The following is a 15,877-nucleotide window of genomic DNA, read 5'->3' as shown; positions in this document are numbered from 1 at the left end:
ATCGGCGCCCCCGCCGGCATGAGCTAAACCCCGGAAAATTCCAGCATCAGCTGGCCTAGTTTTGGGGAGCACTTCAAAACCCCGGAAAATTCCAGCATCAGCTGGCCTAGTTTTGGGGAGCACTTCATAGTCGAGAGCCTCTACAGCATGGATGGCGACGTCGCACCGCTTGGAGACCTGCTCGGGATCGCGCACCGGCACGATGCGTTCATGGTTGGCGACGAAGCTCATGCAACGGGCGTTTACGGCGAGCAAGGGCGAGGGCTCACGGCGGCCTATGAACGACGCGAGAATCTCCTCGTTGTTCATGCCTGCGGTAAGGCGCTGGGAGCTTCCGGCGCGCTTGTCACCGCCACTGGCGTGCTGCGCACGATCAATCGCTGTCGCCCGTTCATCTTCGCGACCGCTCGGTCGCTGTTGATGGCGGTGGCCGTGCGGGAGTCTCTCTTGATCCTGCAGGAGGAGCCGGAGCGAAGAACGGTTGACGAAGCTGGTCGCGTTCTCGCATCGGGAGATGGCTGTGCGAGGCGAGAGAAGTCCTTCGAATCCGCAGATCCTGCCCTATATCGTTGGCGAGAATCGTTTTGAAGGGGAGACCGATAGCCAGCTGGTTGCACGGCTGAGCGGTCTTCCGGCCGATCGGATCGTTCCGGAGCGTTACCGCCTTAAAATACCCGCTTCCCCGAAATCCGCTGGCCTGTGCCGCCGCCAAGGCTAACCTGTAACTGTGGAAAGACAGGTCAGACGCATTGTTGCGCTCGCAACCATGCAAGAGCAGGCAATTGAACCTTTCCGCGGCGATCCGCGCTTTGCAAACGTTCGCCGTAGCGGCGCCGTCACAGTGCACTCGATCTGAAGACGAAGGATACCGGCCATTCGCAGGCGTCGGCCCGAAGCTTCACGCCTTCTTTAAAGTGCGCAATCTCTTGCTGCAGTAATACGATCTATGTGATGCCGCCATGTTGTGTAACACTAGGAGACCTGCACGAAATATATGCGGGCGTCTATGACGCTGCCGATGCGCTGGCCTGAAGACGCGCGCGGCTCCGCAAGACTAGGGAGTCTGAGTTGTCGTCGGCTTCCGGAACGAGTTGAGAGTGCCTTGCCATAAGGTGCCGAAATGGACGATAGTTACTCGCATGTTACGTTACTCTATGCCGACCGGCTCGGCCGGTGGACGCCGACGCCACCCGATCGGGCTTCGAACGCTATTCCGGCGTCAGCACAAGGCGATGCCATCGCAACATCCTGCCGTACTCGGACGATCAAATGCATACAGCTAGTTCATTGCGGGTTTGGCTCGCGGGAGACCTGACCGCGGTGGCATTCCAAGGACGAGCTGAGACAGATATGGAACGCCGCGAACAGTCGAGCGGACCACTAGCGCGATCGCAACAATTGCCGCCCCGAGCAGACCCGCCATGATCAACCGGGTCGTGAGATCCCAAAGTTCTCCGAGCTGTATGAAATCCATTAGACGGAACACGGTACCCTGGACAAGGTAGAGCAGCAGCGTGGTCTGGCCCAACTCCATAGCTATAAAGCGGGCGATTCGGGTTGAGTGGCTAAAGCGCCAGCATTGCAGCAAGAGTTCGATGGCGATTGCTGAGGCAGCTGCAGCGCCAACAAACATCAGAAGCACGTCTTTGGCCGACCGAAAATCGTGAATTAGTCCAAGATTATTGTAGACATAAGTGTCCTTGCCCCAGGCTACAAAACATACGCAAGTCAAGACCGAGAGAAATAAAATCAAGAGCGGCTTGTGAGATCGCGATGTAGTCGTCCATCGTTCGTTCGATTGAGCAAACAAGAATCCCAAGCAGAAGAACGGGTAAGTGAACCTGATCAAGGGTGATATGGAGAACGTCAGAGGAACGAGTGCAATCAGTATCGCTGAGCCAGATATGACCAACGATCGGTGGCTCAGCCTGGTGAGTATCTTGATGAGAAGGTAAGAAACAAACGTGGCCCAGATGAACCAGTATGTGCCGGCAAGATCGTCTACAAATTCCAAAAGTCCGGTAGTTAGGCTGGTCGCGCGCCACAATGCCGCTGACTTAGCTGTCTCCATGAGCGCCCACCAAAACAGCATGGGCAGTAAGAGCTGCGTCGCACGGGCGATGGCGGCCTGAGTGAACGACTTCTGCAGCAACGATCGCGAAGAAAGATAGCCGCTTATCGCCATAAAGAGTGGCATGTGAAACATATAGATTGCTTTGTAGTACGGCGAATACCAAAAGCCGCCGTCTCGATAGATGACATACTGGATCAGGTGCCCAACGATTACCAAGACAATGAGCGCACCTTTCGCGAAATCTAAGCTCAGATCTCGATCGCTTGCCCCGGTCGTGCGCGAGCTCGGGGCCATTATTCCAGTCACGCGTTGCAATCTATCAAACATCTAGATATCTGTTGTTGATGAGCCGGCGGCCCGTTGTCCGCTTCTTCTGCCTCATTTTTGGTTCAGACGAAAGGTGATGGTGGGAGTTTTTGGAAGGGCAACAAGCTCAACTGGTTAGGCCTTGAGGAACTAGCCGTGGGCCGAGCGTCTCTGTACGCCTCAGCAAACTGTGCGGCAGAGAGCCGATATTTGGTTTGAGATGCTGGGCTAGCAGTGCGGGCACGGCATGCTAGTTGCAGACGCGGCTCTGGGAGGAAGACTGTCGCACTCAGTCTCCCACTCAGCCCGACGCATCTCGGACCCGGCAGATGCGTCGGGCTTCTCCGGTTCGCCCAGCATAGTGACATTTGGTCCCGTCGACGCCGGGGTGATCAAGCTAACGGGGCGTCTGATAGCTGAACTCGATCACGCCAACTTGGGGCTATGGCATCGGGCTGCGGGGCACACGGATATCGGTGCTCCGAGTTGTGGAGCAAAAGCCGAGGACCAACGCTTTTTGAATTGAGCTGCTCGTTCGGCTTCGTGCAACTCATGCCTGAACCGCGCTTGCCGTGACGACTTTTGCCGTAAAGCCGCCGCCGCAGTGATTGCTGCCGCATTTATGGTGTAAACGGCTCTGCTGGATCGCAGCTGCGGAATGTCTACGGTCCTGACAAAGTCCGCACCCGTGTGATGGACACGTGCTCATGAAGGCCAGGCGTGAAACGGGCTGCGCGTGTGGAGTACCATCTCTAGCTGAAGCTCGTGGCTTATGTGCATCCGGGGGAGGCCTGGTTGATCGTACTTGGGCGGATGACCAACTGCATTCGAGCAACATGACCTAATGCTCCAAGGAGGCCAGATCTAACGCAGGAGTGCGTGAAAGAGCACGGTCAGATGCGCGTGCGCGACGTCGCCGAGGCAGGCTTCTCGATCAATATCAGCTGAGCTTGGCGTGGGGATGAGGCGGTAGATCGCAGCGGCGGGCGGACTCTCCTCACTTGTGGACTGGCTTAGATGCGATCGTCATTCAATAACTCTTCGCGCAGCACTTTGAAGGCCTACTACACCATTCGACTCCGCTCCGCCAACGAGGTCGCCTTCGGCGGGCCTAGGGGGCTCCACACTCACGTGTTGCGGATCAAGCAGGGAGCAAGGCCTTCTTCGCGCACCAGCGACTCAGCGGATCACAAACAGCGCTGGCGTTCAGGCGTTAGCTCCACATTATTGCCTCACAACCCCTGACCGTTTCGGCGCGAAGCAAGGACCCACCCCAATGCCGTTGGCGGCGATGCTGTCGCTAGGACCAGTGTCTCTCGTGTGCCGGCAAGTTAGCTTGGTCGGGCCAAATTCAAGGTTTCAGTCAATGACTCCTCGAATATATCGAGCCCTTGTCCCAACGTTTCTTCGTCGATCGTAAGTGCAGGCAGGAACTTGACAACCTGATCCGTCGGTCCGCATCGCTCGATAATCAATCCCTTCACAAATGCCCTCCGTGACGTCGCCTCTGCGATCTCGCTCGTTTTGCAATCGAAGCCGCATACCATGCCGCGTCCACGAACGGCAAACTCGTTTCCGTGCTGATGCGCGATAGCATCGAGTCGACGCCGCATAAATGCACCCAAGCGTTGGATCTGTTGCGAGAACGTCTGGTTGCGCCAATACAGATCCAATGCCGCCTTGCCAGAAACGAGTGCAAGGTTGTTTCCGCGAAATGTTCCCGTGTGCTCGCCTGGTTCCCATGCGTCGATCGCTTCCTTGATCAAGAGCATCGACAATGGCAAGCCGTAACCACTCAGCGATTTCGACATCACAACAATGTCTGGCGACAACGCAGCGAACTCGAAGCTGAAGAACTCACCTGTGCGACCACAGCCCATTTGGATATCGTCAACTATGAAAATAGCTCCGACCTCCTTTGCCAAAGCCTGCATTGACTGCAGCCATTCCTTGCCGGCGACGTTAATGCCTCCCTCTCCTTGCACTGTTTCGACGAGAATGGCGGCTGGAAGATCAGTACCACTGCTCTCGTCCATTAACACCTTTCGAACGTAATCCGCCGGACTGTACGAGGAGCCAAGATACCCATCATAGGGCATGAAAGTTGTGCCGGATAAGGGAATCCCGCTGGCTTTACGGTAAAAGCGGTTACCGCTCGCGGCTGTGGCTCCCAAGCTTTGGCCGTGATATCCGTTCGTGAAAGAAATGACGTTGTGACGCCCTGTGATTTTACGCGAGAGCTTTAGAGCTGCTTCAACGGCGTTAGCTCCTGTAGGCCCGGTGAATTGAAAGCGGTAGGAAAGATTCCGTTCCCGAAGAATAACAGAGCTAAAGGTCTCCATGAATTCGACTTTTGCTGGAGTGGCCATGTCCAAGCCGTGGACGACCCCGTCCGACTCCAGATAGTCGCTGATTGCTGCTTTGATCTGCTGATTGTTGTGGCCATAGTTTAGCGCTCCAGCGCCAGACAGAAAGTCAATGACCTTTCGGCCGCCCCCTGTGAACATAATTGAACCGCGCGCCCCATTGAAGACAGCAGGAAAGGAACGTGAGTACGTACGCACATTGGACTCTAGCGTTTCAATTGTCTTCATTCGGCTCCCCTGTGTACTCCAACCATGCGGTCGTCGCGTCGACCAGACAATCTGCCCGATGAAACAACGCGGGCCAACATCGTGCAGGACTGGCAGGCCATGACCGCGGGTTCCGCGCCTCTCGGCATCGTTTGGGTTGCGCGTAGCGCATCTAAAAATCAGCTCCAACGGGTTACCTGAGAACCAGGCGGAACAAAGCTACCATCTCTAGTAGCTTCGTCCCCATCCAGCGACGGCCCCCGTGTTAAGTCATCTTTCGCGAACAGGTTTACCTAGCCGCGCGGGAAGACGTTGCGCATGCGTGCGGTACCTTGCGTCAGGATACCGCGAGCCGGAAGCGACATGCTCAGGCCACGGTCTCAGGGACTAGAAGGACACGCCCGCCGCCCGACCGGTTTTGGCCTTGCGCTTGGTTGACACAATCGCCGGGCAGTCGTCGGCGTGGATGCGTTCGGCAGCAAAGGCATGGCTTGAGATCGAATCTGCCAGCGGCACTTGTGTTGCCATTCCAACGGATGCGTAAGCTTCCGGTGCTTCAGTCCGAAGAGTTGCTGGGATCGAACCGAATTTAGCGGATCTGGCGGTGCAAACCGTTCGATCCGCCAACATTCGATCTGCCAACATACGTCTTTGCGGCTTCTCGGAATTCCGCAGCGAACGTCTTGACAAACTCCGTGATGTTGGCCGCGATCGCCGCCTCCTTTTCCGCCAAACTCGGCGGCCGGATCCGTGGCACTTTCGCGCCGAACTCAGCAATGGTTGTCGCACTCAAGATCGCGCGCTCCTGCGTTAACGCGACGAGCGCTTCGGCCTCGTCGGATTACGCGATCATACGGGAGGCATGTTGTCAGGGGCCCGAACTAGCAAGGTGCTTCAACCAGACGTCGAAAGTGCGACAACAGCGACAGGAGTGCGGCTACATCAAAAGGTGATGGTCGCCACTGGCGCGGCGTAAGCACGAGCAATCGCGCGTTGATCGACATCGTGAGCGCCGCGCGGGCGCGGCTTGGTCCAGATTGCTTGCCCCGCTTTCAGGCGTTTGTTCCGGGACGGTGCTCGCGGAGTACTTCATCGACGCAGGCCATCAACTCCAGAGCGGGAAACGGTTTAGCGAAAAAGCCGGTCACGCCGGCGCTCAAAGCGCGGGCTCGCGTGCGATCATCCGCGAAGGCAGTAATCAAAATGAATGGCGCAGCGTGGCCTTGGGCCCGCATCTGTTCTAAAAGTTCAAAGCCGCTCATCGTGGGCATCTGCACGTCTGCAATTACACAGGACGTGCCGTTCAATTGAGACGACTCCAGGAATTCCTCAGCCGAAGCAAACGTATGAACGATGTGGCCCTGTGATTTCAAGAGGTTGTTCAGCGCGACACGAATTGAAGGATCATCGTCGACAACGGAAATAGTGTTAGACAAGACCACCCGTCCTGGTTGGGCGAAGGCACTGGCCGAAGCATGGCGGCCAGCTGAAGGGTGCGCGTGTACGAAGAAATTGTAAAATCATACTTAGGTTTGTACTCTGAAACGGTCGGTCCCAATTCCCAGCCTCTCCGCCATTCTAATCAAATCGGCTAGTGATCGAGCACCCATCTTCTTCATCACGTGCCCCCGGTAGATTTTGACTGTAATCTCGGCAAGCCCGAGTTCCGCGGCTACCTGTTTGTTCAAGAGGCCCGTGGCGACCAGTCTCAAGACATCCTGCTCTCGTGGACTTAGAGCCTCGAACAAGGATTGCAGCTTCGTGACAACCTTGTCTATAGCTCGTCTCTTGCGATCCTGTTCGATCGCTGCGACCACTCCATCGAGCAGTTCCTGATCGCGAAACGGCTTGCCGAGAAAATCGATTGCTCCATTCTTCATCGCTTTGACGGTCATCGGAATATCGCCATGAGCGGTGATGAAAATAATGGGAATGTGAACCTTCAGTTTGGCTAATTCAACCTGGAGCTCCAGCCCGCTCAAGCCCGGCAGTCTGATATCAAGCACAAGGCAGCTGGGAACATCAGGAAGCTCGCTCTGGAGCAGTTCCTGGGCCGATCCGAAAGCAACAACGTCTAGACCGATCGAACGAAACAGGTTGACGAGCGATTCGCGCATTGAGAGGTCGTCGTCGACGACCAACACGCTCGGTCTCACCTCCGGCCCTTCGACAGTTGCGGCTTGCTTCCGCGGTTCAGAGCGCTTGGTCACGATAAAAGCCTCACTTTGCAATGGTGGTAGAGGTTCCGTGGAGCCACGACCAAAGGTTGCTCGTGGCGGCCTTCTCAGGAGCTTTCGCGCAGTGCAAATCTCTGAGATCTTCCAGGTATGCGAACGGCCAGCCGTTTGCGTGCGTAAGACATTATCACGAAAGTCTAGCAAAAAGGGCCCGAGTGGTCGAGAACTGGCTTCCGTCTGTCCGCCGTCCCGTTGGAACGGCCCGGCGGCATTGATCAAATCAATCAGCAGCCAAGTTGAGGCGCTCGCTCTAGCTGGCGGTGGATGCCGCTTGGCATCCCCGTTCAGGCGCATGAGGCGTCGGCGGACTCTCGTTAAGCGGCCGGATCAAAATGCCCGCCGCCTCGGTAGCTGCACGCGTGGGCGCGAGCTGAGCGAATCGGGGCGAATGTGCCTGTGCATGCGCCGATCCCGCCGGCGTTGTTGAGATCGGCATGCGGCGTAGACTATCGCAACCGCAGTAAAGAAAATGGACATCAGAACGAGTAGCAGCGGCATCAGCACATAAATTCTTTTTTGCGTCGTCAGAGCGCCTGTGAGTTGCGTCTTTAGCGAGCTTGGGAAAGCACCTTGCATCGGTTTCGTACAACCTGACGCATGGTGCGATTCAAGTCCTTTTGGTCGTGCTTTGTAGGAAATGTAATCATCTCGAGCTGCGGGGGCGCCCACGTTCGTGCGTCCTGCCGATTGCTTCGCTGCTCGTATCCGAAGATGATGTTTGTATTCAAATGGAGAGGGCGCATTCGCGGGATTGGCGGGCACCATAGGTGCGTATCGAGCACGCTGATTCGAAGCTTAGCTCCTCAATGCCGCAGTATAGGGCTGAAACTGGCTCGAGCGGTCCGCTTGGAGCAGCCGCCAACCGCCCACTAGCTCATCAATCTTCCGACGCAACTCATTAAGGCGGCCCGGCGCACTCCTTTGAGAAGAAGTGTGCCGGGTTCGCCCCACATCGCCAGTACATCCGTGGTGATGGTGTCCCAGATGATGTGACCCGCGTGGCAAAACTGAGACTCGTTTAGCAGCCAAAGTAGATGGTGACTCCCTGCTACTTCACACAGGACGGGAAAGGCTTGAATCGTACGTAGGGTCACGTTGTACATGTCTTGTAGATCGATCGAGTTAGCATCTCTCGAGCCGACTAGGTGGAGTTCGTAGTTGGCAAGTTAGATCTGTCGCAGCGCGACTGGGACGAGAAGGCGTTCCGCTGTTCTCCAGTGGCTGGGATCTCCAGTCGGAGGGTTTCGGAAGCTTCATGCGGTGTTTGGAGTCGTCCTTTGGCCTGCGTCCTGGCCCCGGGTGGTCGAGCGTGAACGAGATCGTCTTAACGGCCCACTGTCATGCTGACATTGCGGGGTTGTTCGCCAATCCAAGGCTGGTGGCCGGTCTTGGTCAGGGCAAGGAACACGTTGTTCAGGATCGCAGCCGTCTCCGTTCGAAAAGGCTATCGAAGAAGGGCTCGCTGGAACCCAGCTTGTAAGGAGCGTCGCTGGGTTTTAGGCAGCGCACCCATCTTCGTCGAGGAGATGACGGATCAAAGTATGTGCCGATCCGAGATTGCCCACAAAGCGAACCTTGTGCTCTCCTCATCCGAAGCCGGTGAACGCGCATTGCAGGACACCATTCGTCGGCGCAATCGACTTTCAGTACGATCCGTCCTGGCTTGCCTGGGAGCATGCGCTGCCCGTGTCGCTATCTCTGCTCTGCGTGAGGGACCGCTATATCGGTGCCGCTGTCGTCGCCGTTTCCGACAATCTCCTGCCCGACAGCATGCCCATCCGCCATCTTATGGCGGAGCGAGTCCACGCTCAGGGCATCGACGCTTACGACCTACTCACTGGGGTCGGACGGGACTGCGTCGGCCCATTGCAATTCCTGCCGGACGGCATCGAACCCGGGCGCTGCCGGGGCTGTTGACGGCAGACCCGTTGACGACGAGAATCGCCCGGCTTCTCGGCGACCTTTGCATCGGCTCTCCTTGAACTTGGTGAGGACGAGGACTTTCGGATCTCGATCGCCGGCGCCCAGGAAAAGACCGCGCTCTTGTTCTGGAAAGGGCGTTGGTACAAGCCGCTGGCGACTACAGCCACGACGCACATTCTCAAACCGCGGATTGACCGACTGCCGAACGGCCTCAATCTTTCCTACAGCGTCGAGAATGGGTTCTTCTGCCTCAAGCTGACAGCAGCTCTCGGACTTCCGAGCGCCGCGATTGCGATCGAGGAGCTTGAAGGCAACCGTGTGCTCGTGGTCGAGAGGTTCGTTCCCCGCTGGACCGGCGACAACCGTCTCCTACGTTTGCCTCAAGAGGATTGCTGCCAGGCTTTGTCCGTGCCGCCGCCTTGAAATATGAATCCGAGGGCGAGCCCAGTATTCCAGCTATCTTTAACCTGCCAAAGGGAAGCGATCAACCGGAAGCAGATCAAACGACGTTTTTGTGGCAACCAGCGGCAGAACGCACTTTCGGGCGCTCCAGCCGGGCGAGTTGTTCCTCTTCAAACTAGCCGTGCCAAACAACTTCATTGTTAGTGGCGGCATTTTCGGCCACGCGTCAATCGAGCCGCTGTCCCTGGCGTGGGAAGCCTTCGGCTTGAGCCGCTCTATCACGAAGGACTCCTTCCGCGCCGGCGCGCTACGTAGTCCGGAGCCGCCGCCCGGGCTGGACGTGCGCGCAGGGCTGCGCTCGATCGACACGATCGGGCTCTAACATATAGCGTGCGTCCGTTATATTGTGCTTACTGCGGGCTACTCTTTGGCGGCCTTGATCCGGACCAGCGGCGAATTTTGCGAAGTTCCTTCACAAGGGCGCCCCTTATGTGTCAGATTTTGGCTCGCGTCTTCTTAGTCTGGTCAGGCAAATGCCGCGCGACCCTCCCAGCCGAACTGTGTTCGGCTCAAATCTCGACAACGACATCCAGCCCCTGTGGAGGGACGGAGGTCGTGTGTTCTGCCGTGCGTGGCGGCAAATCAACGGCAGCAAGGCTGTCGTGCTTCTCGTGCGGCCCACCGCGGAACACCCCGCCACGATCGAGTGCCTCGCCCACGAGTATGAGCTGAGAGAGGAGCTAGATGAGGCATGGGCGGTGCGGCCTCTGGAACTCATCCGGGAAGCTGGTCGTACCATGCTGGTCCTGGAGGATCCATGCGGGGAGCCGCTGCTAAACTTAGTTGGAGTCGGCATGGAGCCTCAGCGCTTCCTGCGCCTTGCTATCGGTGTCACGAGGTCCGTGGGCAAGCTTCACCGCCGCGGCTTAATCCACAAGGACCTGAAACCCGGTCACATTCTGGTCAATTGTCCTGACGAACAAGTACGACTCACCGGGTTCGGGCTGGCGTCCCGGCTTTCCCGCGAGCGGGTGCCGCCTGAGCCTGCCGAGTTCATCGCCGGCTCGCTGCCCTACATGGCGCCCGAACAGACCGGACGAATGAATCGCTCAGTCGACTCTCGCAGTGATCTCTATTCACTTGGCGTGATATTCTACCAGATGCTGACCGGCGCGATGCCGTTCACGGGCTCAGACCCGTTGGAGTGGATTCATTGTCATATTGCAAGAAAAGCAACACCGCCCCTCGAGAAATCGCAAAATGTCCCGGAGCCAATCTCTCACATTGTGATGAAACTCCTCGCGAAAACCGCCGAGGAACGCTACCAGACTGCCGCTGGCCTTGAACACGATCTGCAACACTGTCTGGCAGCATGGGCCAACCATGGTCGCATCGAGCCTTTTGAGCTTGGCGCAGACGACACACCTGATCGGTTGATCCTCCCCGAGAAGCTCTATGGGAGAGCCCGCGAGATCGAGACCTTGCTTGGCTCTTTCGATGGCGCGGTGAAGAGCGGCGCGCCGAGGTTGGTGCTGGTTGCCGGTTATTCCGGCATCGGTAAGTCTTCGCTTGTCCAAGAGCTACACAAAGTACTCGTGCCCTCGCGCGGGCTGTTGGCATCAGGCAAATTCGACCAAGTGAAGCGCGATGTGCCCTTTGCGACACTAGTGCAGACCCTTCAGAGCCTTGTGCGTCCTCTTCTCAGCAAAAGTGAGGGCGAACTCGCGACCTGGCGGCAAGCGTTCCGGGAGGCCCTCGCTGGGAATGGACGGCTGATCGTCGAATTGATCCCCGATCTGAGCCTGGTTATCGGGGAGCAGCCCGCGGTTGCTGAGCTTCCAGCCCGTCAAGCGCAAATCCGTTTCCAGCTCGTGCTTCGTCGCTTTATTGGCGTGTTCGCCCGGCGGACCCATCCATTGGTGCTCTTCCTCGACGATTTGCAGTGGTGTGACGCCGCAACACTCGACGTGATCGAGGATCTGCTGGCCCAGCCGGATCTGCACCTGCTGCTTGTTGGAGCTTACCGCAGCAATGAAGTTGATGCAGATCATCCGCTCAAACGCAAGCTCGAGCCCATCCGGAGAGCCGGCCGAAATCTACAGGAGATCACGCTATCGCCGCTCAGCGCAGACGACGTCGCGCAGTTGGTCGCGGATACCCTTCGCTGCGGACCAAAACGCGCTGCCCCGCTTGCGAGCCTGGTGCATCAGAAGACGATGGGCAATCCGTTCTTCGCCATTCAATTCTTGTCTGAACTGGCCGGAGAGCAGCTGTTGACGTTCGATCACGAGTCGGCGCGCTGGCGTTGGGATCTGCAGCGCATTAAGGCAAAAGCATACACCGAGAACGTCGTCGATCTGATGCTCGGCAAGCTCATCCGGCTGCCCAAGGAAACGCAGTGCGCGCTGCAACAGCTGGCCTGTTTCGGCAACATCGCCGGGACGGCGGACCTTGCGATTGTGCTCGAAATTGCAGAGGAGCAGGTGCACGCGACCCTGTGGCCGGCAATTCGGCGGGAACTGATTGTGCGGCATGGGACAGCTTACCGCTTCGTCCACGATCGCGTTCAAGAGGCGGCCTACTTGCTGATGCCGGAATCCTCGCGCGCTCCTTCCCATCTGCGGATCGGTCGGATGCTTGCGGCACATGTTCCTGTGGACAAACGTGAAGAGGCCATCTTCGACATCGTCAGTCAGCTCAATCGAGGTGTCGCACTAATCACTTCCGATCCGGAGCTAGAGCAGCTTGCGCAGCTGAATTTGGTCGCAGGGCAGCGTGCCAGGGGGTCGGCGGCCTACGCCTCGGCACTCTCATATTTCACCGTCGGTGCTGCGCTGCTCGCAGAGCACTCTTGGCAAACGCGCCATGAACTCGCGTTCGCACTCGAGACCAGCCGGGCCGAATGCGAATTCTTGGTAGGCCAGCTGGAGATTGCAGAGCGTCTCTTGTCCGCACTGCCGAAGCACGCCTTGAACGGGCCCCAACGAGCAACGGTCGCATGTTTGCGGGTCGATCTTTACTTGACGCTAGGTCAGCACGGCCGGGCAGTGCTCATAGGTCTCGAATATCTTCGCGGCGTCGGCATCGAGTGGTCGCAGCGTCCGACGGACCAGGAAATGCTGGCCGAATATCAGCGGATGTGGTCACAGCTGCCCGACGCAATCGAGGATCTTGCTGATTTGCCTCGAATGACAGACCAGGCCACGCTTGCCACACTTGCCGTGTTGACGCGGATTGTTCCGCCGGCAGGCTTCACGGACGCCAATTTATCCGCTTTGGTGATCTGCCGAGCGGTCACCATCAGCCTCAAATACGGCAACACTGATGCTTCCTGCGCCCATTACGCATGGCTAGGCCGAATCTCGGCCGGACGCTTCGGTGACTACCAAGCGGCTGATAAATTTGGTCGTCTTGCTTGCGACCTGGTTGATCGCGGTGAGTTCTCTCGTTTTCGGGCTCACGTCTATTTGGCCGTCGGAGGCAACGTGATCCCGTGGACGAAGCCGCTTAGAGACGGCCGAGTTTTGATCCGGCGAGCCCTCGAAGCCGCGGTCAGTAGCGGTGATGTCATCTATGAGGCGTACAGTTCGGTCCATCTAACCTCAAGTATGATGATGGCCGGAGATCACCTGAAAGAGGTACAGAACCAGTTAGAGAAAAGCGCTGCTACGATCCGGAACAGAAAGGTACAATTTGCTGCTGAGGCGGTGGCCGCTCAGCTCGCAATCATCAGAACCATGCGCGGCCTCACGCGCTCACTCGGTTGCTTCGATGACCAACAATTTGACGAGCTAGACGTTGAACGATCGTTGGCAGGAAGTCCGGAGTCACCTAGCGAAACCGTCTACTGGATCCGCAAACTTCAGGCGCGCTTCCTATCCGGCGATTATGCTGCAGCTGTTGAGGCTCGCTCGAAGGCCGAGCCCAAACTATGGACCATACCAACAGAGCCCTTGACCGCGGAGTTTCACTTTTACGGTGCGCTGTCTCACTCGTGTTATTGCGACAGGCTGGGCGAAGGCGAACAACAGCCACACCGACATATCATTGATGCCCATTACAGGCAACTGCAGACATGGGCGACGAATTGCCCCGACAACTTCGAGAATCGGGCTGCCTTGGTCGGAGCTGAAATTGCGAGGCTGGAATGCCGGGATGCAGACGCAATGCGACTGTACGAACACTCAATCCAAACCGCAGGACGTAACGGTTTCCCCCACCACGAGGGGATCGCTTGTGAACTTGCCGCGCGCTTTTATGCTGCACGCAGTTTTGGCAGGATCTCCCGGGTTTACCTGCAGGACGCGCGGCGCGGCTACCTTCGTTGGGGAGCGGATGGTAAGGTGCGTCAACTCGAGGAGCTGCATCCACATCTCATGCATCAGGAGCCCCCTCTTGCCGTGAATGGCATGACGATCGGAGCTCCGGTTGAGCATCTTGATCTGGCGACGGTGACAAAAGTCTCGCAAGCCATTTCCGGCGAGATGGTGCTCGAGAAATTAATCGACACGCTTATGCGGACGGCCATTGAGCAGGCCGGCGCCGAACGCGGTTTGCTGATTCTGCTGCATGGAGGCCAGCCACGGATCGAGGCGGAGGCCACAACGGTAGCAAATACGCTCCTTGTAAAGGTGGATGAACACCCCGTAACCGCGATGGCTCTTCCCGAATCCGTGCTGCATTTTGTGCTACGTGTCCGCGAAAACGTCGTTCTAGAAGATGCTGTCGCCCAGCCTTCATTTGCCGAAGATCCTTATATCCGCGAGCGCAAGGCGCGTTCTATTCTTTGCCTGCCACTGATCACGCAGGGCAAGCTGATCGGCGCACTTTATCTGGAGAATAATCTCGCACCGCGCATATTCTCGGCTGCCCGAACGTCAATGCAGAAAATGCTTGCCTCTCAAGCTGCAACAGCGCTCGAAAACAGCCGGTTGTACAGCGAAGTTCAGCAACGGGAGGCGAAAATCCGGCGCTTGCTCGACGCTAACATCATCGGAATCTTTATCATTCACGAAGGGGGCGAGATCATCGAAGCAAATCAAGCCTTTCTTACGATGGTTGGATACGACCAAGAAGATCTCCTCGCAGGCCGAGTGAACGGTCTCGATCTGACGCCTCCAGAATGGCACGAGCGCACAATGGATGCTAGCGCAGAAGCAAAAAGGACCGGAGCTGTTCAGCAGTTCGAGAAAGAGTATGTTCGGAAGGATGGCAGTCGGGTGCCGGTGCTGATTGGCCTCGCCGTGTTCGATGCGCGAGAGCACCAAGCTGTTGGCTTCGTCCTAGACCTGACAGAACGAAAGAGAGCGGAAGCGGAGGCCCGTGAAAGCGAACGGCGCTATCGCGAGACTCTGATGGGCCTTGCACACGCCAATCGGATCACGACAATGGGACAGCTGGCCGCCTCGATCGCCCATGAGGTGAACCAGCCGATTGCCGCGATCAGCAGTAATGCGGGGGCGGGGCTAAATTGGCTCAGTGCTCAACCGCCAAATCTGGAAGAGGTTCGGCAGACCTTCGGTTTGATTGTCCGTGACAGTATGCGCGCAGGAAACGTGATCCGTCGGATCCGCGCTCTAATGAATAAAGCTCCTATGCAAACGGAGCTTCTTGCAATTGACGAATTGATCGTAGAGGTGCTGGCCCTAGTCCGCGCGGAACTTGCACAAAATGATGTGTGGGTGCAAACCCGACGGCCTGAGGCTTTGCCGCTCGTTCGGGCAGATCGCGTTCAGGTACGGCAGGTGATTCTCAATTTGATCACGAATGCCATCGAGGCTATGAGCGAGATCAACGAAGGCGAGCGCGAATTACTGATCACGACGCGCACAGATGGCTCGAATAATGTATTGGTCAGCTTTCGGGATACAGGTCCAGGACTCGATCCAAACAGCGCAGACCGTATGTTCGAGGCGTTCTACACCACCAAGTCAGAAGGCATGGGCATGGGGCTGGCCATTTGCCATTCCATTATTGAGGCGCATGGGGGCCGGATGTGGGCGGGCGCCAATGATCCTCACGGGGCCGTCTTTCAGTTCAGCATGCCCGTTGCGCCGGAGGGCGTCGAGCAGGCGAAACAGGTCTCTTGGACGGCTTAGGCCGAATTCGAGGTCGAGCAGGGTGGTCCGGGAGCCCCGATCATTGTGACAGAAGTGAGCTGCGCGACCTTGCAAATGTGAGACATTCGCGTTTCTTGCTGCCCGTCGGGAGTGTGCGCGACCGCAGATTGTCGTGAAGTGTCAGAGAGTCTGCAATCTGACCGCAATGTCAGATTCCAGACGCTTGGAGGGCTCCTTGCAAATCTCTTAAGACTTGCACGCCATAAAAGCTGGAGTTGGCCTAGCGGCTTGGCGTTCGCGGTG

General features: G+C 57.4%; 12 protein-coding genes and 1 pseudogene. 7 read left to right on the top strand and 6 right to left on the bottom strand.

Annotation, left to right across the window (positions count from 1 at the left end):
* The first annotated feature begins 147 nt into the window (after nucleotides 1-147).
* The gene (locus AC0L3P_RS35415; RefSeq protein ID WP_473308828.1) at nucleotides 148-588 is read left to right on the top strand and encodes an aminotransferase class I/II-fold pyridoxal phosphate-dependent enzyme; all 441 of its coding nucleotides are present in this window, start codon (nucleotides 148-150) and stop codon (nucleotides 586-588) included.
* A pseudogene (locus AC0L3P_RS35410) lies at nucleotides 587-694 on the top strand (dethiobiotin synthase); the annotation flags it as partial. The gene AC0L3P_RS35415 and the pseudogene AC0L3P_RS35410, both read left to right, overlap by 2 nt.
* A 585-nt stretch (nucleotides 695-1,279) precedes the next feature.
* Here the strand turns inward: AC0L3P_RS35410 and nolL are convergent.
* From nolL to AC0L3P_RS35380, 6 genes are all read right to left on the bottom strand, one after another.
* The gene (gene nolL, locus AC0L3P_RS35405) at nucleotides 1,280-2,401 is read right to left on the bottom strand and encodes a nodulation factor fucose acetyltransferase NolL (RefSeq protein WP_473308827.1); all 1,122 of its coding nucleotides are present in this window, start codon (nucleotides 2,399-2,401) and stop codon (nucleotides 1,280-1,282) included.
* A gap of 1,310 nt (nucleotides 2,402-3,711) precedes the next feature.
* Nucleotides 3,712-4,974, bottom strand: a complete 1,263-nt coding sequence (gene ectB / locus AC0L3P_RS35400) for a diaminobutyrate--2-oxoglutarate transaminase (protein ID WP_473308826.1) — start codon at nucleotides 4,972-4,974, stop codon at nucleotides 3,712-3,714.
* A gap of 366 nt (nucleotides 4,975-5,340) precedes the next feature.
* On the bottom strand, nucleotides 5,341-5,481 hold the full coding sequence (locus AC0L3P_RS35395; RefSeq protein ID WP_158091512.1) for a hypothetical protein: 141 nt from the start codon (nucleotides 5,479-5,481) through the stop codon (nucleotides 5,341-5,343).
* 61 nt (nucleotides 5,482-5,542) lie between these two features.
* Complete coding sequence (locus AC0L3P_RS35390) at nucleotides 5,543-5,746, bottom strand: hypothetical protein (RefSeq protein ID WP_473308825.1); 204 nt, start codon at nucleotides 5,744-5,746, stop codon at nucleotides 5,543-5,545.
* Between the two features lie 259 nt (nucleotides 5,747-6,005).
* The gene (locus AC0L3P_RS35385; protein ID WP_085348748.1) at nucleotides 6,006-6,395 is read right to left on the bottom strand and encodes a response regulator transcription factor; all 390 of its coding nucleotides are present in this window, start codon (nucleotides 6,393-6,395) and stop codon (nucleotides 6,006-6,008) included.
* A gap of 84 nt (nucleotides 6,396-6,479) precedes the next feature.
* Nucleotides 6,480-7,109, bottom strand: coding sequence for a response regulator transcription factor (locus tag AC0L3P_RS35380; protein ID WP_473308830.1), 630 nt, complete (start codon nucleotides 7,107-7,109; stop codon nucleotides 6,480-6,482).
* Between the two features lie 1,390 nt (nucleotides 7,110-8,499).
* Between AC0L3P_RS35380 and AC0L3P_RS35375 the strand changes: the two genes are divergently transcribed.
* From AC0L3P_RS35375 to AC0L3P_RS35355, 5 genes are all read left to right on the top strand, one after another.
* Entirely contained in the window at nucleotides 8,500-8,670 is a 171-nt protein-coding gene (locus AC0L3P_RS35375) for a hypothetical protein (protein ID WP_473308824.1), read from the top strand.
* A 119-nt stretch (nucleotides 8,671-8,789) separates the two neighbouring features.
* Entirely contained in the window at nucleotides 8,790-9,107 is a 318-nt protein-coding gene (locus AC0L3P_RS35370) for a HipA N-terminal domain-containing protein (RefSeq protein WP_473308822.1), read from the top strand.
* Between the two features lie 126 nt (nucleotides 9,108-9,233).
* Entirely contained in the window at nucleotides 9,234-9,536 is a 303-nt protein-coding gene (locus tag AC0L3P_RS35365) for a HipA domain-containing protein (RefSeq protein ID WP_473308821.1), read from the top strand.
* Nucleotides 9,537-9,627: 91 nt separating this feature from the next.
* Nucleotides 9,628-9,897 carry a hypothetical protein gene (locus AC0L3P_RS35360; protein ID WP_473308819.1) on the top strand — a complete coding sequence of 90 codons (270 nt, stop codon included), beginning with the start codon at nucleotides 9,628-9,630 and terminating at the stop codon, nucleotides 9,895-9,897.
* Between the two features lie 151 nt (nucleotides 9,898-10,048).
* Nucleotides 10,049-15,613, top strand: coding sequence for a trifunctional serine/threonine-protein kinase/ATP-binding protein/sensor histidine kinase (locus AC0L3P_RS35355; RefSeq protein ID WP_473308818.1), 5,565 nt, complete (start codon nucleotides 10,049-10,051; stop codon nucleotides 15,611-15,613).
* Nucleotides 15,614-15,877: the final 264 nt, after the last annotated feature.

It is taken from the genome of Bradyrhizobium sp. WSM4874, assembly GCF_055811835.1.
The sequence above is the reverse complement of the archived record's forward strand: the minus strand, read 5'-3'. Positions and strand labels throughout refer to the sequence as shown.